At 53.5% G+C, this 21850-nt stretch carries 17 protein-coding genes; 10 read left to right on the top strand and 7 right to left on the bottom strand.

Annotated features, from left to right (window positions below; all coding sequences use genetic code 11):
• Positions 1–54 precede the first annotated feature (54 nt).
• Entirely contained in the window at positions 55–1011 is a 957-nt protein-coding gene (fepB, locus tag OGX89_RS18890) for a Fe2+-enterobactin ABC transporter substrate-binding protein (protein WP_003831194.1), read from the top strand.
• A gap of 60 nt (positions 1012–1071) precedes the next feature.
• Here fepB and entS read toward each other — a convergent pair whose 3' ends face one another.
• Positions 1072–2307, bottom strand: coding sequence for an enterobactin transporter EntS (entS, locus tag OGX89_RS18885; protein WP_003831193.1), 1236 nt, complete (start codon positions 2305–2307; stop codon positions 1072–1074).
• Between the two features lie 109 nt (positions 2308–2416).
• Between entS and fepD the strand changes: the two genes are divergently transcribed.
• The 3 genes from fepD to fepC are packed head-to-tail and all read left to right on the top strand — an operon-like array spanning position 2417 to position 5207.
• Positions 2417–3424 (top strand): Fe(3+)-siderophore ABC transporter permease, encoded by a 1008-nt coding sequence (gene fepD / locus OGX89_RS18880; protein ID WP_126955869.1) that lies wholly within the window; start codon positions 2417–2419, stop codon positions 3422–3424.
• Positions 3421–4413 (top strand): iron-enterobactin ABC transporter permease, encoded by a 993-nt coding sequence (gene fepG, locus OGX89_RS18875; RefSeq protein ID WP_003831191.1) that lies wholly within the window; start codon positions 3421–3423, stop codon positions 4411–4413. Before fepD ends, fepG begins: the two co-directional genes overlap by 4 nt.
• Positions 4410–5207 (top strand): iron-enterobactin ABC transporter ATP-binding protein, encoded by a 798-nt coding sequence (gene fepC / locus OGX89_RS18870; RefSeq protein ID WP_032941813.1) that lies wholly within the window; start codon positions 4410–4412, stop codon positions 5205–5207. The genes fepG and fepC overlap by 4 nt, the downstream gene beginning before the upstream one ends.
• 46 nt (positions 5208–5253) lie before the next feature.
• Here the strand turns inward: fepC and wzz(fepE) are convergent, their stop codons facing one another.
• The 4 genes from wzz(fepE) to fes form a co-directional block, all read right to left on the bottom strand.
• On the bottom strand, positions 5254–6387 hold the full coding sequence (gene wzz(fepE) / locus OGX89_RS18865; RefSeq protein ID WP_048226145.1) for an LPS O-antigen length regulator Wzz(fepE): 1134 nt from the start codon (positions 6385–6387) through the stop codon (positions 5254–5256).
• A gap of 229 nt (positions 6388–6616) precedes the next feature.
• Positions 6617–10507 (bottom strand): enterobactin non-ribosomal peptide synthetase EntF, encoded by a 3891-nt coding sequence (entF, locus tag OGX89_RS18860; protein WP_126955870.1) that lies wholly within the window; start codon positions 10505–10507, stop codon positions 6617–6619.
• A complete protein-coding gene (locus OGX89_RS18855) occupies positions 10504–10722 on the bottom strand; it encodes an MbtH family protein (protein ID WP_126955871.1) in 219 nt (72 codons plus the stop codon). Before OGX89_RS18855 ends, entF begins: the two co-directional genes overlap by 4 nt.
• A 30-nt stretch (positions 10723–10752) precedes the next feature.
• Entirely contained in the window at positions 10753–11970 is a 1218-nt protein-coding gene (fes, locus tag OGX89_RS18850) for an enterochelin esterase (protein WP_003831183.1), read from the bottom strand.
• Positions 11971–12223: 253 nt separating this feature from the next.
• On the opposite strand from fes, the gene OGX89_RS18845 reads away from it, so the two are divergent.
• Both OGX89_RS18845 and entD read left to right on the top strand, forming a co-directional pair.
• Positions 12224–14518, top strand: a complete 2295-nt coding sequence (locus OGX89_RS18845) for a TonB-dependent siderophore receptor (RefSeq protein ID WP_003831180.1) — start codon at positions 12224–12226, stop codon at positions 14516–14518.
• Between the two features lie 50 nt (positions 14519–14568).
• On the top strand, positions 14569–15192 hold the full coding sequence (entD, locus tag OGX89_RS18840; RefSeq protein ID WP_126955872.1) for an enterobactin synthase subunit EntD: 624 nt from the start codon (positions 14569–14571) through the stop codon (positions 15190–15192).
• Positions 15193–15195: 3 nt separating this feature from the next.
• On the opposite strand, the gene OGX89_RS18835 is transcribed toward entD, so the two are convergent.
• Together OGX89_RS18835 and OGX89_RS18830 are read right to left on the bottom strand one after the other, a co-directional pair.
• The gene (locus OGX89_RS18835; protein ID WP_003831178.1) at positions 15196–16131 is read right to left on the bottom strand and encodes a transketolase family protein; all 936 of its coding nucleotides are present in this window, start codon (positions 16129–16131) and stop codon (positions 15196–15198) included.
• Entirely contained in the window at positions 16124–16954 is an 831-nt protein-coding gene (locus OGX89_RS18830; RefSeq protein ID WP_003831177.1) for a transketolase, read from the bottom strand. Before OGX89_RS18830 ends, OGX89_RS18835 begins: the two co-directional genes overlap by 8 nt.
• Before the next feature lie 361 nt (positions 16955–17315).
• Between OGX89_RS18830 and OGX89_RS18825 the strand changes: the two genes are divergently transcribed.
• The 4 genes from OGX89_RS18825 to OGX89_RS18810 all read left to right on the top strand — a co-directional run bounded on the left by OGX89_RS18825 (position 17316) and on the right by OGX89_RS18810 (position 21850).
• Positions 17316–18266: a sugar-binding transcriptional regulator gene (locus OGX89_RS18825; protein ID WP_003831176.1), complete on the top strand. Its 951-nt coding sequence runs from the start codon at positions 17316–17318 to the stop codon at positions 18264–18266.
• A 338-nt stretch (positions 18267–18604) separates the two neighbouring features.
• The gene (locus OGX89_RS18820; RefSeq protein WP_126955873.1) at positions 18605–20125 is read left to right on the top strand and encodes an FGGY family carbohydrate kinase; all 1521 of its coding nucleotides are present in this window, start codon (positions 18605–18607) and stop codon (positions 20123–20125) included.
• A 125-nt stretch (positions 20126–20250) separates the two neighbouring features.
• Positions 20251–21186 carry a D-ribose ABC transporter substrate-binding protein gene (locus OGX89_RS18815; protein ID WP_003831174.1) on the top strand — a complete coding sequence of 312 codons (936 nt, stop codon included), beginning with the start codon at positions 20251–20253 and terminating at the stop codon, positions 21184–21186.
• Between the two features lie 43 nt (positions 21187–21229).
• Positions 21230–21850: a DUF2291 family protein gene (locus tag OGX89_RS18810; protein WP_100272793.1), complete on the top strand. Its 621-nt coding sequence runs from the start codon at positions 21230–21232 to the stop codon at positions 21848–21850.

Genomic DNA, 21850 nt, shown 5'->3' with positions numbered 1-21850 from the left:
CGCTAACAATGAAAATGAGAAGCATTACTCATACAGATAACAGGAAGCCGATTCGTGAGTCTCCCCTCTTTTTGCCGCACCGTGCTCTTACTGGCAGGTTTATCTCTTTCAGGAATTTCTTCAGGTCACGCCGCCGACTGGCCGCGTCAGGTTACTGACAGCCGCGGCACGCATACGCTGGAACATAAACCACAGCGAATTGTCTCCACCAGCGTGACCCTCACCGGCTCGCTGCTGGCGATTGATGCCCCGGTCATTGCCAGCGGTGCCACTACGCCGAACAATCGCATCGGCGATGCGCAGGGCTTTTTACGCCAGTGGAGCGAAGTGGCAAAAGAACGCAAACTGAGCCGCCTGTATATCGGCGAACCGAGCGCCGAAGCCGTCGCAGCTCAAATGCCGGATCTGATTCTGGTTAGCGCCACTGGGGGAGATTCTGCCCTCGCGCTATACGATCAGCTGTCCACCATTGCGCCAACGCTCATCATTAATTACGACGATAAAAGCTGGCAGTCGCTGCTGACCCAGTTAGGTGAAATTACCGGTCAGGAGCAACAGGCAGTTGCGCGAATTGCCGAGTTTGATAAGCAACTTCAGGCGGTTAAGCAACATATTACCCTGCCACCACAGCCGGTCAGCGCGCTGGTATATACCGCCGCGGCGCACAGCGCTAACCTGTGGACACCTGAGTCAGCGCAAGGCAAGCTGATGGAGCAGTTAGGGTTCACGCTGGCAACGCTGCCTGCCAACTTGCACACCAGCCAGAGTCAGGGCAAACGCCACGATATCATCCAGCTTGGCGGTGAGAACCTGGCGGCAGGCCTGAACGGCGAAGCGCTGTTCCTGTTTGCTGGCGACAGCAAAGATGCCGACGCTATTTACGCCAATCCGCTTCTGGCGCATCTGCCAGCCGTGCAGAATAAACGCGTTTACGCCCTGGGTACGGAAACCTTCCGTCTCGACTACTACAGCGCCACGCTGCTGCTGCAACGTCTGTCAGCTCTCTTTTAATGTTCAGCGCCGGATGCGGCTCACGCCTTATCCGGCCTACAACCTTAGAGCACAACGCGATCAGACATTCACGGGGACCTGCCGGAATCGGCGTACTTCTCCCAACAACAGCAGCAGTAGCAGACCGACAATCACCAGCCCGAATCCACTCACGCTTGCCGAAGCAACCGGCGTCATCATCGCGCCCAGACCACCTAACAACGCCGCGCCAATCGCATCGCCGGTGACGTTTTGCGCCGTCCACAAACCGTTAATTCGTCCGAGCATCGCTTCCGGCGTCTGCGTTTGTAACAGGGTGTACTGCAACAAAGAGCTGACCGCGCTCAACCAGCCAAACAGCGCCAGACAAACCACACCAAGCTGCCAGACGGGCATCAAACCAAACAAGCCGATAGCCAGAAATGAAGCCACGGTCGATGCCAGCATAATCAGTCCCGGGCGAACGCTGTGCGCCAGTTGTCCGCTAGTCAATGCGCCCACGGCTGCCCCTAGCGGAATAGCCGCATACAACAGGCCAATTTGCGCACTCGACATGTGCCAGTTAATCGCCAACGCCGGATACAGCACACGCACGGCGCTCGCCATGGTTAACAGACCACCGAGCAGCGCAATGCCGCCAATCAGCGGGCTGGCAAGCAGAAAGCGGAATGCTGCCAGCAGCGATTTCAGCGGATGCTCGCGCGGCTGCGGCGGAGGCGGCAACGCAGGAAGGCTCAGCAACGGTAGTAAGGTAATGAAGGTTCCCGCCGCCGCCAGTCCGTAGTTCCAGGCCACGCCGCCAGTCGCGAGCAGCACCCCGCCAAGCATCGGTGAAATTACCGATCCCAGACGCACCGTCAGCATGGTAATCGCCCCAGCCTGCATCAAATTCTCGCGCCCAACCAGCGCTGGCGTCGCAGCCAGCAATGCGGTCACGCCCAGAGAGGCAAAGAAACCGTCCCATAAGCCAAGCAGATAAATCGCCAGCAACGACGGTTCGGGCAGCAGCGCATTCAGACACAGGCCAATAAAGCCAATACCACAGGTTCCACGCGCCAGCAGGATCACTTTTTTACGCTCATAGCGGTCGGCCAGCACTCCGCCCACCATCAGGCCAATAAACATTGCGCTACCGGTCAACGTCACCGACAACCCCACCTGCCAGGTCGACTGGGTCATCATCTGGATCTGTACCGGAACCGCCACGCCGAGTAGCCCCAGAGAGACAATGGAAATAAAACGGGCGAGGAAGACAGCGCGAAATGCTGGGTGGGTCTTTAACAGGCTGAGATTGAGCAGCCAGGATTGTCGATTCATTACAGAGCCTTACCAGGTACTTTTTCAATATCCATTCGATGGCTGCACATGCTAACATATCCAAATAAGATCGATAACGATAATTACTATCATTATCAGGGAAGTTGATATGTCATGCTCTGTTTCCGCGACACGTGCCTTCGCCGTGCCCGGACTATTGTTATTACTTGTTCTCACCACGGTATTAAGTCTGGTTATTGGCGCCAAGTCGCTACCTGCCTCCGTGGTGCTGGATGCGCTCACCGGCAGTTGTCAAAGTGCTGATTGCACCATCGTGCTGGACGCGCGCCTGCCGCGCACGCTGGCGGGGCTGCTCGCCGGTGGCGCGCTGGGCCTGGCTGGCGCACTTATGCAAACGCTCACGCGTAACCCTCTCGCCGATCCCGGCATTCTGGGTGTCAACTCCGGCGCCAGCTTCGCTATTGTGCTGGGGGCCGCGCTGTTCGGCTTTTCCTCTGCGCAAGAGCAGCTGCTGATGGCCTTTTGCGGTGCGCTGGCTGCGTCGCTGATCGTAGCTTTTACCGGCAGTCAGGGCGGCGGGCAGTTAAGCCCGGTGCGTCTGACGCTGGCGGGCGTTGCGCTGGGCGCGGTGCTGGAAGGATTATCCACCGGCATCGCCCTGCTCAACCCGGACGTTTACGATCAGCTGCGTTTCTGGCAGGCCGGTTCACTGGATATCCGCAGCCTGCAAACGCTGAAGGTTGTGCTGGTACCGGTACTGATTGCCGCGGCTGTCGCACTGTTCCTCAGTCGCGCCCTGAATAGCTTGAGCCTCGGCAGCGACACCGCTACCGCGCTTGGCAGTAAAGTCGCTCGCACGCAGTTTATTGGCCTGCTGGTTATTACCGTACTGTGCGGCAGTGCGACCGCGATTGTCGGTCCTATCACCTTTATCGGCCTGATGATGCCGCACATGGCACGCTGGCTGGTGGGGGCGGATCACCGCTGGTCACTGCCCGTAACCCTACTGGCAACGCCTTCTCTGTTACTGATTGCCGATATAATCGGTCGCCTGATTGTCCCCGGCGAGCTGCGCGTGTCGGTAGTCAGTGCGTTTATCGGTGCACCGGTGCTTATCTTTCTGGTACGCCGTAAATCGCGCGGAGGTGGCGCATGATGCACCTCTCCCGCCGCCTGATAATCAGCAGCCTGCTGCTGATTGCAGGTTGTCTCGTCATGGGTTTGTGGAGCCTGCGTAGCGGCGTTGTTACGCTGGAAACCCAGCAAATTATTGCCGCCCTGCTCGGCGATGCGCCGCGCAGTATTACGCTGGTGGTGACCGAATGGCGTTTGCCACGCGTGCTCATGGCGCTATTGATTGGCGCAGCGCTCGGCGTGAGCGGCGCAATATTCCAGTCGCTGATGCGCAACCCGCTGGGCAGCCCGGATGTGATGGGTTTCAACACCGGGGCCTGGAGCGGTGTGCTGGTGGCAATGGTGCTGTTCGGACAGCATCTCACCGCTATCGCGCTGGCAGCCATGCTGGGTGGGATCCTGACTTCTCTGGTGGTCTGGGCGCTCGCCTGGCGCAATGGTATCGACACCTTCCGGCTGATTATTATCGGTATCGGCATTCGCGCCATGCTGGTGGCGTTCAACACCTGGCTGCTGCTGAAAGCATCATTAGAAACCGCGCTGACGGCTGGGCTGTGGAACGCCGGATCGCTCAATGGCCTGACCTGGGCCAAAACCTGGCCGTCTGCCCCGCTGATTATCATCATGCTGGTATGCGCCGCGCTGCTGGTACGCCGGATGCGCTTACTGGAAATGGGTGATGACAGCGCCTGTGCGCTTGGCGTCAGCGTTGAGCGTTCACGTCTAATGATGATGCTGGTTGCGGTGGTACTAACCGCTGCCGCCACCGCGCTGGCCGGTCCTATCTCGTTTATTGCTCTTGTCGCGCCGCATATCGCGCGACGTATAAGCGGTACATCGCGCTGGGGATTAACCCTGTCGGCGCTGTGCGGCGCGTTGCTGTTGCTGATGGCGGATTTATGCGCCCAACAGCTGTTTATGCCTTATCAGCTTCCGGTGGGCGTTGTCACCGTAAGCCTCGGCGGTATTTATCTTATCGTCTTGTTAATTCAGGAGTCCCGCAAAAAATGATCGAATCAGTAGCCCGTTTGCGTGGCGACCAGTTAACGCTGGGTTATGGCAAGTTTACCGTGGCGGAAAACCTCAATGTATCGATTCCCGACGGCCATTTCACCGCGATTATCGGGCCAAACGGCTGCGGGAAATCAACGCTACTGCGCACGCTGAGTCGTCTGATGACGCCCGCGCACGGCAAGGTCTGGCTCGATGGCGAGCATATACAGCACTATGCCAGCAAAGAAGTCGCCCGTAGAATAGGTTTGCTGGCGCAAAACGCCACCACGCCGGGGGATATTACGGTACAGGAGCTGGTTGCCCGCGGACGCTACCCGCACCAGCCGCTGTTTACCCGCTGGCGGCAAGAGGATGAAATTGCGGTCTCAAACGCCATGCAGGCGACGGGTATCACCCACCTGGCATCACAAAGTGTGGATACCCTTTCCGGCGGACAACGTCAGCGTGCATGGATTGCGATGGTGCTGGCGCAGGAAACGTCGATTATGCTGCTCGATGAACCCACCACCTGGCTGGATATCAGTCATCAGATCGATCTGCTGGAACTGTTGAGTGAGCTAAATCGGGAAAAAGGTTATACGCTGGCCGCCGTTTTGCACGACCTGAATCAGGCCTGTCGCTATGCAACACATCTGATCGCGCTGCGTGACGGAAAAATAATTGCCGAGGGTGCACCGAAGGAGATCGTCACCGCGCAGCTTATTGAAAAAATCTATGGACTGCGCTGTATGATTATCGACGATCCGGTTGCCGGAACGCCGTTAGTGGTGCCGCTTGGACGCAACAAATAACACGCGTTACAGTATGGCGGCCAGCTTGCCGCCATACGACAATTCATCACACCAGTTGCTGATCAATAAACGTCATTTTTTGCTTACGCGACACCATGGCATAGTTCAGCAGAACGCCACCACACGCCACTATTCCCCCCAGTAATGCGGCCAGAATAACGATCATTGATTTAGCCGGACCGTCTTTTTTAACCGGCAGCGAAGGTGAGAGTTGATATTTAAACGGCGTAAATGTTACGTCACCCACATTCATCGCTAACAGTTGCTCAACGTGATACTGGCGATTACGTAATTCACCGTTAATTTCAGCAACATCCGTTACTGATTTTTCTATTTCTAATTTACGTTCGATGCCGTCAGCACCCAGTGAAATAGAGAAATCGGGGTCATCTTTTACCGCCTGGCCATTACTGTAGACCGGCTTTTTAATCCCGGCGGCATTGGCGATCTCCAGCGAGTAGTTCAGTCGCTGGATATTTGCTTCCAGCTGGTTTTTGAGCCTGACGCGATCCATCTCCAGTCTCTCTTTTTCATAACTGGTTTTGATGGACAATTTATTGCGAATATCTTCCAGCGTTTCTTTCACCACAAGGGCAGAAATATACTGGATATATCCCTTCAGCACTGACTGGGCTTCTTCGGCCTGAGGTGCGGTAAAACTCAGTGTCCATGCGGTATACAGCGAAGTTTCGTTCTTCTTACCCAGGTTAGTATCAACCGCTTTCATTTTCTCACTGAGCCTGACAATTGCCTGATGCAACTCCATTTCGTCGATATCAGCACCTTTCAATTGATCCATTACGTAAGGCGAAGAGCGCAGATACTCTTCTAACAATGAAGGCGACTGGAATTTTTTGATAAACAGATTAAACACATCACCACGGCTAACGCTAATATCCATATCCAGCACGCGCAATTTGGTCAGCGTATTCTCGAGTCCCTGCCATTGAACCGCTTCCGCCGGCGTCACGATGGCCTGACTGGTCCATTTTTGTGGCAGCAGAAAAGAGACCAGAATACCCACACAAGCAAAGGCGAAAACGGTCGCTATAATTTTCGTTCTTGCGCGCCATAAGATTTCGATTAGATTCACTAAATCGATTTCATTTGCGTTTGCCGTTGGCTGAGGATACCCAGTAAATTCCGAAACGTTATCTTGCTTTATATTTAATGATGACATGTTGCGTGACCTGAAAACTTTCCTAAAAGAAAAACATTCCTGTGGGAGAAGTCTACCAGTTAGTCAGAATTATCCGAAACATTCTTTGTGCTTGTTGCCCTACCAAAAATTATATTCGGAATTTATTCACCCCTTTCATCACCTTGCACCGCACAAAAAAGAACAATTCCATAACATATTTTTTACATTATGGAATTGTTCGATCACCGCGATAGCAATATTCGTCTTGTTACACAGATTTATTAATCAGTGTATTTATTACAGGTCCTATCACCTCAAATGCGGTGGGGGAAATAATATCAACATGCGCGCAATCCTGGCGGTAAACATCCAGACTGGATATCCACGGCGACCAACTGCGCTCAGGACTCACACCCGGTACTAACGTGCGCTCAGCGACGAAAAGCGTGGCGTGACCTGCAAACGGCACGCTGTGCGCCGTGGTAAGCAGGCGAACCGCATCGGCGTAGTTGCCTTCGATTGCGTTAAATAAAGCCTCTGACGCATTCCCCTGCTGCGCCGCCAGAAACGCTTCGCGTTCACGCTCGATCTCCGCCAGTACCGCTGGATCCAACCCATTAGCCTCTTTTTCTTGCCAGTTTTGCGTTTCCGGCGGCCAGGTATCCAACAGCCCGAGGAATGCAACCGTCTCTCCTCTGGCATGTAAGCGCGCGGCGATCCCCTGTGCCAGCGTGCCGCCCAGCGAATAACCTAATAAATAGTAAGGTCCGTGAGGCTGTTGACTGAGCAACGTTGCCAGATGATGTTCGCATACCGCGTCGAGGTTTTCCGCCGTCTGCATAGGCCCATCCTGTCGTGGCGACTGAATACCTATAATCGACCACTGCGGGCTGAGATATCGCGACAGCACGCTAAACTGCCAGGCAAAACCCGACGCCGGATGGAAACAGAACAGCGTTGGGCCGTGACTTTCACGCAGCGGCAGCAGTGCCTCAAATCCCAGACGCTGTGACTGTTCATCATCAGTGCTCTCCAACAGAGCGCTCAGTTGTTCAACGGTAGAGGCCACCATAATCTGCCCCGGCGTCACCTGACGCTCAAAAACCCGGCTCAACTGTGCTGCCAACTTCATCGCCAGCAGCGAATGCCCGCCAAGCGCAAAGAAGTCCGCCGCCGCGTCATTAACCTCGCAACCCAGCAAGGCCGCAAAAGACTGCGCGATGGTCGTTTCAGTCCCTGCTCGCAGTGCGCGCCCGGAAACACGCGACGTCAACTGAGGCATCGGCAGCGCTTTACGATCCAGTTTACCGTTCGCGCTAAGCGGCAGCTCCGCCAGTTGCAACAATACTGTCGGCACCATATGCGCAGGCAGTTTTTCACGCAGCTTTTCCCGCAACGCTGACGTATCCAGCGGTAAACCCGATTGTGACACCAGATACCCCACCAGTTGACGCGCATCGCCGCCTGTCGCTGCCGCCTGGTTGAATACGCAGGCATGGGCAACGGCATGCTCGACATCAGGCAACTGCTGCATCACCCGGTCAATCTCACCGAGCTCAATGCGCTGTCCACGAATTTTTAGCTGGTCATCGCTGCGCCCGAGGTATTCCACCGCGCCATTTTCCAGCCAGCGCGCCACATCTCCGGTACGATACATACGTTCACCAACGTTAAACGGATCGGCGATAAAACGGCTTGCGGTCAAATCCGGACGGCCCAGATAACCTTGCGCCAGTTGGATCCCCGTCAGATATAAGTCACCAGCCACGCCGAAAGGCACCGGGCGCATCATGGCATCCAGAATACGTAAACCGGTATTCCATACCGGATAGCCAATCGGCACGCTGTTGCCGGTTACATCAGCAAGGTCTTCCCCCCAGGCCGGATACCAGCTCACATCAACCGCCGCTTCCGTTGGTCCGTACAAATTGTGCAGTGGCGCATGAGTTAACTGTTCCCACTCACGGCATAAATCTGCAGGCAAGGCTTCGCCGCTGCAAAATACCCGTTTCAGCGAGGCACAACTCTCCCGCGCGGTTTCCTGCGTCAGTGAAGCGACAAAAGCGGCCAACATAGAGGGAACAAAGTGCGTGGTCGTCACCCCATATTGGGCAAAGAACTGCTGCATCGCCAGCGGGTCGCGGTGCGCCTCAGGCTCTGCCATTACCAGCTTTGCCCCGGCAATAAACGGCCAGAAAAACTCCCATACCGAGACGTCAAAACTGCACGGTGTTTTTTGCGCCACCACATCATCCGCGGTCAGCGGATAGTGATTTTGCATCCACAGCAGACGGTTAACGATGGCGGTTTGCCCAACCATCACCCCTTTTGGTCTACCGGTAGAACCGGAAGTAAAAATGATATAGGCAGTATGATTGGGCTGAGATACTGCCAGCGGAGCAGCATCTTCTGCTGGCAGGGGTGAGTCATAGCACAGACTTTCCAGCCCAGGAATATCGCTAAAGCGCGCCAGTTGCTCATTGGTCGCGATCAACAATTTTGGCTTCGCGTCTTCGAGCATCATCCGCAGGCGATCGTCCGGGTATCCGGTATCCAACGGCAGCCAGGCTGCACCGGCTTCAACAATACCGTGCAGCGCCAGCGTCAGGAACACGGAACGCGGTAATGCCACGGCGACGCTGTCGCCAGGCTTGACGCCGCGTGCACGCAAAAGGCTCGCCAGCGCCACGACCTGCTGGCGCATTTCGCGATAGCTAAACTGATAGCGGGCATCGGCCAACGCCGGGGCATCCGGCGTTTTATCGGCCTGCTGTGCCACCAGCGCGCTCAGCGTAGTGGACGGGATCTCGACGATCGTGTCGTTAATCTTCGTCAGCCGCTCATTTTCTGTTGGCAACAGCATCCCGGCGTCGCCGCAGCATAGCGCCGGATTGTCGGCAAACTGCTCGATAAGCCCGATTAAACGCGAGGCATGCTGCGCCAGCATTTCTGCATCGTAGCGCTGTTTATTGGCCAGAATTTCAATACTCAGCCCACCGTTTTCATCCGGGAATAACGCCAGCTCAAGATCGTTCACCGGCCCTGTCGCCAGCGTGTGGGTTTGTGCCTGAACGCCGGGAATATTCAGCTGATAGTCGAATATTTTCACGTTCAGCACCGGGCCAAACAGCGGCTCGGCACCGGCTGCACGCCCGCTGTCGCGAACGATTTGTTCGGCATCATAACGTTGATGCCGACGCATTTTCTTCAACTGTCCGGCCAGTCGTTGTGCAAGTGCAGGCAAGCTTTCTGCCGCATCCAGCCTCACACCAAATGGCAGTACGTTTAAAACCGGTCCAGTGGAGGTCAACGCCGCCGACCCCATACGCCGCATAAAGATAAACCCGGCGGCATAATCCATTCGGCTGCATAAACGTCCCAGCCACAATGCTACCAGCGCGAGGGCCAGATCCGCACGCTGAACGTCAGGCATACGTGCCGCAAGCCGACGAAACGCCCCTTCAGGCGCGGTTAACTTCATACGAATAATATCCGCGCTGGCCGATCGTCCCGGCAACGGATTGTTCGACAGCGAGACAGGAGGCGGGAGTTGCTTTCGCTGCTCGCGCCAGAAAGCGCCGTCGCGTTGCCAGGCATCGCTTTGACGGTACTGTTGATACTCTTCCACCACCTCGGCGAACGGCGTAAAAGGCGAGTCTGGCGTAGGCTCGCTGTGTAGCCATGCGCGATAAATTGCGGCTATCTGGCGGGTAATGGCCGGAAAACTGAAGCCATCGACCAGCAAATGATGGTAACGCTGATACCAATACCAACGCTTTTCTCCCACCTGTATAAGCAGGTGAAAAACCAGCGGCTTATTGCCATCAGCACGTATGTCCTGCTGCAGGTCTGCCTGCATCAATGCACGCGCCGCCTCATGTGGATTGGCTTTTTCGCGCAGGTCGATAATTTCAGGTTGCGCAAAGGCGAGCGCAGAATCCACCCATTGCCAGATCTCACCGTTATCTTCGCTAAACCGCATCCGCAGGGTATCGGCCTGCTCCAGGCCCGCCACAACGGCTTTCGCCAGCAACGACGCGTCCAGTTCGCCAGTTAATTCTACGTAGTGCGCCACGCTCCACGCCGAGGGCAATGTGGAGAGTTTTTCCGCCATCCAGATCCCCGGCTGAGCCGCCACTAACGGTAAACGCTGAGTCATAGAGCCTCCTGCACATCGACGTAGTTCGTTGGCGTCAGCGTGGTCCAGTTTGCATCCAGCCATTGCTGGCAGGCTTCCTGGGATTGAGGTTCGCAAGCAATTTGCCAGCCAGCAGGAAGCGAGCACTGCTGCGGCCAAAGGCTAAACTGACGTTGGGGATTTTGCAGAATGTAAAACTGGCCCTGCGGATTATCGAAGGGGTTACTGAATTCCATACTCAACTCCTGTCGTGGAACATCGTCCGGTTAAATCGTGTCGGTAAGCGGTTGCCAGAGCGTCATTAGCCCTTGCATCAGACCGCCGCGCCAGCAAAGCGCATCGTGTCCGCCATCAACCTGACGCCAGAAAATAGACTGTGGTGCAGAAGGTAACTGGGCATATAACGCCTGATTAGCGCGATAAATAATGGGCTCGCGGATCCCCGCTTCCAGGACAATACGCAGCCCCTGAGCGCTGACGGTCCCGGTCTTCAGTTGCTCGACGATCGCCCCGTCCTGATAACCACCACGATGCGGCCACCAGTAAGAGCCCGACTGGCTAAGCACACAGCCAAAGCGCGCGGGCCAGTTCAGCCCGGCATACAGCGATGACAACCCGCCAAAACTTTGCCCAGCCACCACGGTGCGCTGCGGATCGTCACTAAACGCGGTCGTTGTCTTCACCAGTGGTAATAGCTCCTCCTGCACCGCCAACCAAAAATCCGCATTACACGGTAGCTCATGGCTGCGGTGAGCCGTATCAATGGCATCAATCAGAATATAAACGGCAGAAGGAAGGTGTCCGCGATGCGTGAGTGAAGTCAACGCAGGCCAGACCGGCATACTCTGTGCCCAAAACTGCCCATCCAGCAGGATAGCCAACGGACGCGTTTCGGGTTGAGCATCACCGGTGGTAAACACCCATACGCGACGCGTATTGCCGAGCCTGGCGCTATGCCATTGCAGGCAAACTGTGGGTGAATCTGGGTTTTCAGGTCGATCCCATCCTGGCTGTACGGGTGCCTCCGGCATTTCCAGCGCAGACACCGCGTGGCCACGACCGCCCCGCCAGCTCTGCGGATTAAGGGGATCGGCAATGGCCTGCGGCAGCAATTGCCGCCAGCCTTCACGCAGGATGCTTCGGTCAGGCGCAGCGTCCGCCGCCAGCGAGGAGAAGATATCGTTTCGTGCTGTTGGGATAAAACAGTAGCTGCCACGCCAGTTGGCGCTGAGGGAAACACTCCAGCACCAAACATTTGTTCCATCAATGCGTCGCATCGACTGAGGGATGGCATTTTGATGGTGGTCGGTGACGCCGGTGATATAAACCCAAACGCGATGAATGGCTGACTCTTTTTCCGTTCCCCGTGGGTCACGCCACCAGAAGGTTACCCGATAATTTCCGTTGTCTTCACGCTCCCACTCCGGGCCTTTTTTCGACTGCCACCACGCCTCGCTTCCCATCTTTAACGTCGTCACAGCCATAACCCCATGTTTATTGTGAAATTTTATGATCTAGCGTGAAATATATTGATAATATTATTGATAACTATTTGCATTTGCAATAGCGTATTGTCGCGCTGTGGGAAGCGCGTACAGTTTTTCACCACTTATAAACCGACCTGGCGCTGCGTACTTTTTCTGGAATGGATAGTTTACGCAGATGCGGGCGACATCAGGCCAAATGCCGCACCACGGCACATTGGTACTCGTGGCTAAAAGAACAGCAGGACATACAATGAACAACAAGATTCATTCACTGGCCTTATTGGTCAATTTAGGGATTTACGGGGTAGCCCTGCCAGCAATGGCAGAAGATCAAACCGATAGCGTCGCTGTCTCTCATGAAGACACCATCGTCGTTACCGCCGCCCAGCAGAACCTGCAGGCGCCGGGTGTTTCAACCATTACCGCTGATGAAATTCGTAAGAACCCTCCCGCTCGCGATGTGTCGGAAATCATCCGTACCATGCCTGGCGTTAACCTGACCGGCAACTCAACCAGCGGTCAGCGCGGCAACAACCGCCAGATCGATATTCGCGGCATGGGGCCAGAAAACACCCTAATTTTGATCGACGGTAAACCGGTTACCAGCCGTAACTCCGTACGCCAGGGCTGGCGCGGCGAGCGTGATACCCGCGGCGATACCGCCTGGGTTGCTCCGGAAATGATTGAACGTATTGAAGTGCTGCGCGGTCCTGCCGCAGCACGCTATGGCAATGGCGCAGCTGGCGGTGTGGTGAATATCATCACCAAGAAAGGCGGCGATGAGTGGCATGGTTCCTGGAATACCTATTTCAACGCCCCGGAACACAAAGAGGAAGGTTCAACCAAGCGTACCAACTTTAGTCTGAATGGACCGCTGGGCGGAGATTTCAGCTTCCGCCTGAACGGTAACCTCGACAAAACCCAGGCCGATGCCTGGGACATTAACGACGGTCACCAGTCAGCACGTACAGGGTCATATGCCGATACGATGCCTGCGGGTCGTGAAGGGGTAAAAAACAAAGATATCAACGGCCTGCTGCGTTGGGATTTTGCCCCAATGCAATCGCTGGAGTTTGAAGCTGGCTACAGCCGTCAGGGCAACCTGTATGCGGGTGACACTCAAAACACCAACAACGATAACAAAACTAACGGGCTGGTAAAAAAATACTACGGTAAAGAAACCAACCGTATGTACCGCCAGAACTATGCGCTGACGTGGAACGGCGGCTGGGACAACGGCATTACCACCAGCAACTGGGCGCAATACGAACACACCCGTAACTCCCGTTTGGGTGAAGGTCTGGCAGGTGGCCTTGAAGGGTTATTTAACAGTAATCAATTTACCGACACTGACCTGGCGGATGTCACCCTGCACAGCGAAATTAGCATTCCATTCGACCTGTTAGTTAACCAGAACCTGACGCTCGGTACCGAATGGAACCAGCAGCGTATGAAAGACATGAGTTCCAATACCCAGACCTTTATGGGCGGGAACATACCTGGTGCCAGCAGCACCGATCGTAGCCCATATTCACAGGCTGAAATTTTCTCCCTGTTTGCTGAAAATAACATGGAGCTGACCGACAGCACCATGTTGACGCCGGGTCTGCGCTTCGACCACCACAGCGTCGTTGGCGACAACTGGAGCCCGTCCCTGAACCTGTCCCAAGGTCTGGGCGACGACTTTACGCTGAAAATGGGTATCGCACGGGCCTATAAAGCACCTAGCCTGTACCAGACTAACCCGAACTATATTCTGTACAGCAAAGGCCAGGGATGCTATGCCACCGGATCTGCGACGGGCATTGGTTGCTACATGATGGGCAACGATGACCTGAAGGCCGAAACCAGTATCAACAAAGAGATTGGTCTGGAGTTCAAACGTGACGGTTGGCTGGCCGGCGTCACCTGGTTCCGCAACGATTACCGTAACAAGATCGAAGCGGGGACTGTACCGCTAAGCAGAACGTCAATTACCCAGAAAAACCCGACTACGGGTAAAGAAACAACAACCTACACCGATATCTATCAGTGGGAAAACGTACCTAAAGCGGTGGTGGAAGGCCTGGAAGGGACGTTGAACGTACCGGTTAGCGAAACCGTTACCTGGACCAACAACATCACTTACATGCTGCAAAGTAAGAATAAAGAGACCGGCGAACGCTTGTCGATTATTCCTGAATACACGCTGAACTCAACGCTGAGCTGGCAGGCGCGTGAGGATTTGTCACTGCAATCCACCTTTACCTGGTACGGCAAACAGCAGCCGAAGAAATATGATTACCAGGGTAAGCCAGTGACCGGCAGTTCAGCCCAGGAAGTGAGTCCGTACAGCATCGTCGGCCTGAGCGCGACCTGGGATGTGACGAAAAACGTCAGCCTGACCGGCGGCGTGGATAACGTCTTCGACAAACGTCTGTGGCGTGAAGGTAATGCCCAAACCACCAGCGATATCAAAACTGGCGACTATATGGCGGGCGCTGGCGCGTACACCTATAACGAACCGGGTCGTACGTGGTATATGAGCGTTAACACCCACTTCTGATAGCGTTGTTCCCTCTCCTCGCGACGGGGAGAGGGAAACGATACACAACCATGCGTACAACACACACATCGCTTCCCTTCGCCGACCACGCGCTGCATTTTGTCGAGTTTGATCCCGCCAGCTGCCATGACCACGATCTGCTCTGGCTCCCCCACCACGCCCAGCTTCTGTCCAGCGGACGCAAGCGTAAAGCTGAACACTTAGCAGGGCGGATCGCCGCAGTACACGCTTTGCGCGAATTTGGCCTTAAAACGGTACCCGGCATCGGTACACAACGCCAACCGGTATGGCCGCAGGGGCTGTTTGGCAGTATCAGCCATAGCGCATCAACTGCGCTGGCGGTGGTATCAAGACAGCCGGTGGGTATTGACATAGAAGCCATTTTTACGCCACAAACGGCAACCGAACTGGCAAGTAGCATTGTCACTCATGCTGAGAAAGAATTGTTGGCAAACAGCGGCTTGTCTATTGAACAGGCGCTCACCCTGGCGTTTTCCGCCAAAGAGAGCGCTTTTAAAGCAACCCGGACATCAAGACAAGCAGACGCCGGGTTTACGCAATATCAAATCGTGGTGTTACAGCATAACCAGATGATCCTCCGCGCGCACCACCAAACGTATCGTGTGCAATGGCGTTTTTCGGACAACGCTGTAATCACACTGGCAACAGTATAGAATTCAAAGCAGTTCGCGGGCCAGAGCCGCGATGGCTGCGGCGTCAAAGCCATGGTGCTGGCGTAACCAGCCTCGATCCGCCGCCGCCGCGTACTCCCCATCCGGGATGCCTAAACGCTTCAAAATTGCCCCCATTCCGGCCTCTGCCAGCACTTCGGCCACCAGGCTTCCCAACCCGCCATTAATATTATGCTCTTCCACGGTAATCACCGCTTTACAGCCTTGTAACGCAGATAACAGGGCTTTGGTATCGCAGGGGCGAATTGAAGGCACACTGACCACCTTCGCCTGAATTCCCGCGTCAGCCAACAGCGCGGCGGCATCAACAATTTCATGAACTGTCGAGCCCGTTGCCACCAGCGCCACATGCTCCCCCTCACGCAGCGTCAACACCGCCCCCGGAACAAAACGGTAACTCTCGTCATGAAGTTCCGGCAGAGCTTTTCCATCAAGACGAATATATACCGGTCCCTGATAGCCAATCGCATAATCGATAATCTGTCGGCACTCTCGTGGCGAAGATGGGGCGAAAATCTGGATATTGCCGAAGCCTCGCATAATGGCAATATCATCGATCGAATGGTGAGTGCTCGCCAGCGGGCCATAGCTGGCACCAGCATTAAGACCGAATAGCTTCACATTGGTATTGTTGTAGCAAACATCGACTTTAATTTGCTCATTGGCACGGGAGATAAGAAATGGCGCAGCGTTACAGGTGACGGCGACCTTACCGCCAAGTGCAAGTCCTGCCGCCGTTCCAACCATGCTTTGTTCGGCAATACCTACGTTGACCAGGCGACCGGGAAACTGCTTTATAAAAGGAGCAATTTTCGCGGTTGATGTCGAGTCCGCTACGACCGGCACCAGGTCAACACCTTGTTCCACTGCATCAATGAACGCCTGAACCATGACGTTCGCGAGGTGTTCTGCATTACTCATCTTTTAATTCCTCCAGAGCCAGTTCGATCTCTTCACCTTTTGGCACCCGATGGTGCCATTCAGGGCGCCCCTGGATAAAAGATATACCCGCGCCTTTCGTGGTATTGGCAATGATGACGTTAGGTTTGCCATCCTGCTTAAGTCCTTCCAGCGTGGCGACAACCGACGCCATATCATTCCCCTGACACTCAGTCACCGTCATACCAAATGCCTGCCATTTTGCGGCAAGCGGATCGGTATTCATGATTTCGCGAGTCGGTCCGGCTAATTGAAGATTGTTCTTGTCATTAATAATGATCAGGTTATCGAGGCCATAATGAGCAGCAGCCAGCGCCGCTTCCCAGTTACTTCCTTCGGCCAGTTCGCCATCGCCTGTGATTAAAAAGATGCGGCGTGAACTGTTACTTTTCTTCGCAGCCAGAGCCAGTCCCACCGCAACAGGTAAACCGTGGCCCAGAGCACCGGTATTCAGCTCAATACCCGGCGTTTTCTGGCGCACCGGGTGTCCGGGAAGATGGGAATTGGCATGTTGATAGGTTTCCAGCCAGTCAACGGGAAAAAAACCCGCCTCCGCCAGAACGCAGTAGTAACAGCCTACCGCGTGACCTTTAGACTGGATGTAGATATCCCGAGCCTCATCAGCGATACGCTCCGGAGCGACATTGAGTATACGAAAATAGAGTGCCGTCAACAGCTCAACTTGAGACAAGTCCGCACCAGTATGCCCACCCGCAGGGCTGTTAGCATTTAATCTAACAATGTGACGGCGAACCGCCCGCGCTTTGCGCTCAAGAGTCTGGATATCATAGTTCCAGGGATTCATTTAGCACCTCTGAATTTATTTTCAATATGGAATATTTATTCTGCATGGGACTAAAAAAACCAGAATTTCCCATACGTCACATCTTCAGGCTTACGCCGTTGTATCATACTCAGGAACATTCTGCCTCCTTACCGCGACCACACTGACGCTGGTAATAATAAGTTGACCTGTAACCACCATGAATATATATTCACAAATGATTCTTTATTCAATTATGCAACCTAATTTTCGTATTTGTCCATAGCTGTTTTGGAGGATTGGTTAAAGTTAGAGCTTTATCACACTTACCTGTCTTCAATTTTCGCGTATGATAAAACGCATTAAGATAATGGCGGTACGTAAATGATTTTCGAGGAAATATATGGCTAAGCAGGACGAACAACGGCTATTGGTTAAAATCGCTACCCTTTACTATCTTGAAGGACGCAAACAGTCCGATATTGCTCAACTTCTCTCGCTTTCTCAGTCGTTTATCTCCCGCGCCATCACCCGCTGTCAGAAAGAAGGAGTGGTGAAAATCAGCGTTGTCCAGCCCTCAAATATCTTCCTGAATCTTGAAAAAGGGATCGAGGAACGTTACGGCATTAAGCAGGCCATTGTGGTTGATACCGAAGAGGATGCCAGCGACCACACCATCAAACGCGCCATCGGTTCTGCCGCAGCCCACTATCTGGAAACCAGGCTGCGCCCCAAAGATCTGGTGGGCGTTTCCTCATGGAGTTCGACTATCCGAGCGATGGTGGATGAAGTCCATACGCAGAACCTGAAGGCCGGCGGCGTAATTCAATTGTTGGGCGGCGTGGGTCCCAACGGCAACGTACAGGCCACAATTCTGACGCAGACGCTGGCACAACATCTGAATTGTGAAGCCTGGCTGCTTCCTTCGCAGAGTATCGAAGGCTCGGTTGAAGAGAAAAACCGTCTCGTTGCCAGCAAAGATGTCGCCGATGTGATTTCACGCTTTGATAATGTAGACATCGCCATTGTTGGCGTCGGGATCCTCGAACCGTCCCAATTGCTGAAAACATCAGGCAACTACTACCACGAAGATATGTTGCAGGTACTGGCAGATCGCGGCGCAGTCGGAGACATTTGCCTGCATTACTACGACAACAAGGGCCAGCCGGTATTGCAAGATGACGAAGATCCAGTGATTGGCATGGCCCTGGACAAGGTAAAAAAATGCCCGAATGTCGTGGCGCTTGCTGGCGGTACAGACAAAGTCGCGGCAATTAAAGGGGCGTTGAACGGAGGTTATATCGACGTGCTCATTACCGACTATCCTACGGCCCGCATGCTGGTCACCTCCTGATCCTCAATTCGCTGATAGCCTTTGCACGAAAGATAAAAAGCAAAGGCTGTGACTAAAATCCATATATTTCAATAGACTGAATGGTTTCACCTCGCCTTAATTTACTCTTCTTTCTGTTATTGTCCCGTCTGTGTAAGTGTGATTCTCAGCACAATTGATGATTTTTTCTGTAGCCCAACGGAAAGATTGTGGCTAAGGTATTAAATAAATAATCACTATCGAATATATATTCAATAATTGAAAAACGATGTCACAGCCAGGCCTGATGTAGTAATGACGCGACAATGAGGGGGCTTTATCCTCCAAACCGGGACGCAATGTGACTCAGGAGATAATCTATGTGTGCAGCGAAGAAAGAGTTCATCATTGCGCTGGATGAAGGCACAACTAACGCCAAAGCGGTTGCGCTTGATGCACAGGGCAATGTGGTGGCAAAGTTTTCTCAGCCACTGGCGATTCAGACCCCTCGGGATGGCTGGGTTGAACAATCTGGCGAGGTGTTGATTGATGCTTCTATTGGTGTCATTGCCAAAGCTGTGAATCATGTTGGTGCTGAAAACGTCGCAGCACTGGCTATCAGTAATCAGCGTGAAACCGCCATAGGCTGGTATCGCCAGACTGGCAGACCGCTAAATTCCGCAATCACCTGGCAATGTACGCGCAGTGCGGCTTACTGCGAGGAACTGCGGCATGAAAATAAAGAACAACTAATAAAATCAACCACTGGTCTGCCAATCGCACCACTTTTCTCCGCATCAAAAATGCGCTGGCTACTGGAATCCGTGACCGATGGCCCACAGCTGGCTGCGCAGGGACAAATTTGCCTGGGAACGATCGACAGTTGGTTGCTATGGAATTTAACCGCTGGTGAAGCCTTCTGCTGTGACTATTCCAATGCCGCCCGCACACAGTTGCTAAACCTGCACTCTGGAGAGTGGGATGAAGCCATGCTGGCACTCTTCCACATTCCGCGCGCCGCCTTACCGGAAATAAAACCCTCCAGTGGATTATTTGGTCATACTCGTGGACTCAATGGCATCCCAGACGGCATTCCTGTGATGTCGATGGTGGGTGACTCACATGCCGCTCTGTTTGGCCATGCTCTTGGCGAAATGGGATGCGTTAAAGCAACTTACGGTACCGGTTCATCGGTGATGGCGCCGGTCAAATCAGCCCAATGCGATATTGACGCACTGGCTACAACCATCGCCTGGCACGATGGAAATAGCATCATATACGGTCTGGAAGGCAATATCCCGCACACGGGTGATGCGGTGGCATGGATGGCGGACAGTACTGGTCTGAGCGAACTTTCGGATGCCGAACTGGCCTACGAACTCAACACCCTTCCCGCCTCCGTTGATTCGACCCTCGGCGTTTATTTTGTGCCAGCACTGACCGGGCTTGGCGCACCATGGTGGGATGATAGTGCCCGTGGAGTCATCTGCGGACTCAGTCGGGGAGTTAAACGAGCACATCTCATTCGTGCCGCACTTGAGTCGATTACCTATCAAATCGCCGATGTTGTAGTTGCCATGCAGCAGCACGATGATTTCAAGTTAACTGCATTAATGGTTGACGGTGGCCCCACCCAAAACGACTGGCTAATGCAATATCAGGCAGACTTGCTTGGTTATCCGGTTATGCGTAGCGATGTGCCAGAACTTTCCGCCATTGGCGCGGCATTACTGGCGCGTAAAGCGCTTTACCCTGGCTCACTGACTGATTTAAAAGCTTTTTTAACCGTACATAGCACATTTCAACCCGACATGGATCGCCACCATCGGTTGCAAAAAAGATGGCAGGAATGGCGCCATGCGGTAAACAGAACATTATGGAAACCGGCCCCGTCCGCCTGATGCCTCACCTGGGAAAACGCGCGACGTTATTTACCACATATACAGGAGGACACCGGACCATAAGAAATTCAAGCTTTACGTTGTTTCACCGTACCCGACAATAACAACACAGAGAGAACATTGTCATGAAATTACGTTTAACGCTGTTAACTGCTGCAACCCTGACTGCTTTGTCTTTTACTGCTCATGCAGCGGAAAAAGGGACAATCATGATTATGGTGAATTCACTGGATAACCCGTATTACGCCTCAGAAGCAAAAGGTGCCAGTGAAAAAGCCAAGGAACTGGGCTACAAAACCACAATTTTGTCGCACAGTGAAGATGTGAAAAAACAGAATGAATTGATTGATACGGCAATCGGCAAAAAAGTCCAGGGTATCGTTCTGGATAATGCAGATTCAACGGCCAGCGTCGCGGCAATTGAAAAAGCGAAAAAAGCTGGAATTCCCGTCATATTAATCAACCGTGAAATTCCCGTTGATGATGTTGCACTGGTGCAAATTACCCACAATAACTTCCAGGCGGGTTCCGAAGTTGCAAATATTTTCGTCGAGAAGATGGGCGAAAAAGGTAAATATGCTGAACTGACGTGTAACCTTGCGGATAATAATTGTGTTACGCGCTCCAAATCCTTCCACCAGGTTATTGATCAGTTCCCGGATATGGTTAGTGTCGCCAGACAGGATGCCAAAGGTACGCTTATCGACGGTAAACGTATTATGGACAGCATCCTACAGGCCCACCCGGACGTGAAAGGTATCATCTGCGGTAACGGTCCTGTTGCACTGGGCGCTATTGCTGCATTAAAAGCGGCGAACCGCAGCGACGTGGTAGTGGTCGGTATCGACGGCAGCAACGACGAACGTGATGCGGTGAAAGCAGGCACTCTACAGGCAACCGTCATGCTCCAGGCTCAGGCTATCGCAGCACAAGGGGTTACCGATCTGGATAACTACCTGCAAAAAGGCATAAAACCCGAAAAGCAACGCGTCATGTTCCGCGGAATTCTTATCACTAAAGAAAACGCAGATAAAGTGCAGGATTTCAATATCAAGTCCTGATCCCGGGTTGTTGCGCCTCTCAGGAGGCGCAGAGGAGAACATTATGTCTAAAAAAGCCTGGCTTGCGCTGGCCTTGTTGACCGTGGGCGGATGCCGCATCGTCTCGCAGCAGGAACTTGCGGACCTCAAGTCGCCACCGAATCCACACATGGCCAATATTGATCAAACGTGGCAAAACAAAATTGTTCCGCAAATTGTCGGGCAGGCTCGTCCGGTGGCCGATTTATTAATGGCCTTGCATGCTGAAAAAGATTTTGATAGCGCCTGTAAAAATCTCGGCTACCGTTCTCAGGAAGAGAATCCCTGCATCTTTTACGTACAAGTAGAAGGAAAAATTAGCAATCTTGATACCGCCTCTCGTAGTGGAAAAATGACTATCGCCGATAAAAGCGGCAACAGCATTATTGTGCAGATTGGTCCGACGCTGCGCGGCACACAATTACGCGATGCCTTTAAAGGCACAAGTTATAGTGATTTCAATGACCAGGTATTATTTGGTGAATATGGTCGAGGAATTAACGAACAAGCAATAAAGATGATCCAATCTGCGCAGCTTAAAACCGGAGAATCAGTACACGTTTATGGTGTTTTTTCTGAGTGGGAGATACCAAAATCCATCCCGGTTATTACACCAGCGAAAATTGAATCTGTAGGAGGACAATAA

The organism is Citrobacter sp. Cpo103 (assembly GCF_030332605.1).
GTDB classification, from domain to species: Bacteria; Pseudomonadota; Gammaproteobacteria; order Enterobacterales; family Enterobacteriaceae; genus Citrobacter; species Citrobacter portucalensis.
The sequence above is the reverse complement of the archived record's forward strand: the minus strand, read 5'-3'. Positions and strand labels throughout refer to the sequence as shown.

Excerpts from the sequence above, each read along its gene's own strand:
- fes (WP_003831183.1), bottom strand. The coding sequence starts at position 11,970 with ATGGCTGTGACGACGTTAAAGATGGGAAGCGAGGCGTGGTGGCAGTCG.
- entD (WP_126955872.1), top strand. The coding sequence starts at position 14,569 with ATGCGTACAACACACACATCGCTTCCCTTCGCCGACCACGCGCTGCAT.
- OGX89_RS18830 (WP_003831177.1), bottom strand. The coding sequence starts at position 16,954 with ATGAATCCCTGGAACTATGATATCCAGACTCTTGAGCGCAAAGCGCGG.
- entF (WP_126955870.1), bottom strand. The coding sequence starts at position 10,507 with ATGACTCAGCGTTTACCGTTAGTGGCGGCTCAGCCGGGGATCTGGATG.
- fepC (WP_032941813.1), top strand. The coding sequence starts at position 4,410 with ATGATCGAATCAGTAGCCCGTTTGCGTGGCGACCAGTTAACGCTGGGT.
- OGX89_RS18845 (WP_003831180.1), top strand. The coding sequence starts at position 12,224 with ATGAACAACAAGATTCATTCACTGGCCTTATTGGTCAATTTAGGGATT.
- entS (WP_003831193.1), bottom strand. The coding sequence starts at position 2,307 with ATGAATCGACAATCCTGGCTGCTCAATCTCAGCCTGTTAAAGACCCAC.
- fepG (WP_003831191.1), top strand. The coding sequence starts at position 3,421 with ATGATGCACCTCTCCCGCCGCCTGATAATCAGCAGCCTGCTGCTGATT.
- OGX89_RS18820 (WP_126955873.1), top strand. The coding sequence starts at position 18,605 with ATGTGTGCAGCGAAGAAAGAGTTCATCATTGCGCTGGATGAAGGCACA.
- OGX89_RS18815 (WP_003831174.1), top strand. The coding sequence starts at position 20,251 with ATGAAATTACGTTTAACGCTGTTAACTGCTGCAACCCTGACTGCTTTG.
- OGX89_RS18810 (WP_100272793.1), top strand. The coding sequence starts at position 21,230 with ATGTCTAAAAAAGCCTGGCTTGCGCTGGCCTTGTTGACCGTGGGCGGA.
- OGX89_RS18835 (WP_003831178.1), bottom strand. The coding sequence starts at position 16,131 with ATGAGTAATGCAGAACACCTCGCGAACGTCATGGTTCAGGCGTTCATT.
- fepD (WP_126955869.1), top strand. The coding sequence starts at position 2,417 with ATGTCATGCTCTGTTTCCGCGACACGTGCCTTCGCCGTGCCCGGACTA.
- OGX89_RS18825 (WP_003831176.1), top strand. The coding sequence starts at position 17,316 with ATGGCTAAGCAGGACGAACAACGGCTATTGGTTAAAATCGCTACCCTT.
- OGX89_RS18855 (WP_126955871.1), bottom strand. The coding sequence starts at position 10,722 with ATGGAATTCAGTAACCCCTTCGATAATCCGCAGGGCCAGTTTTACATT.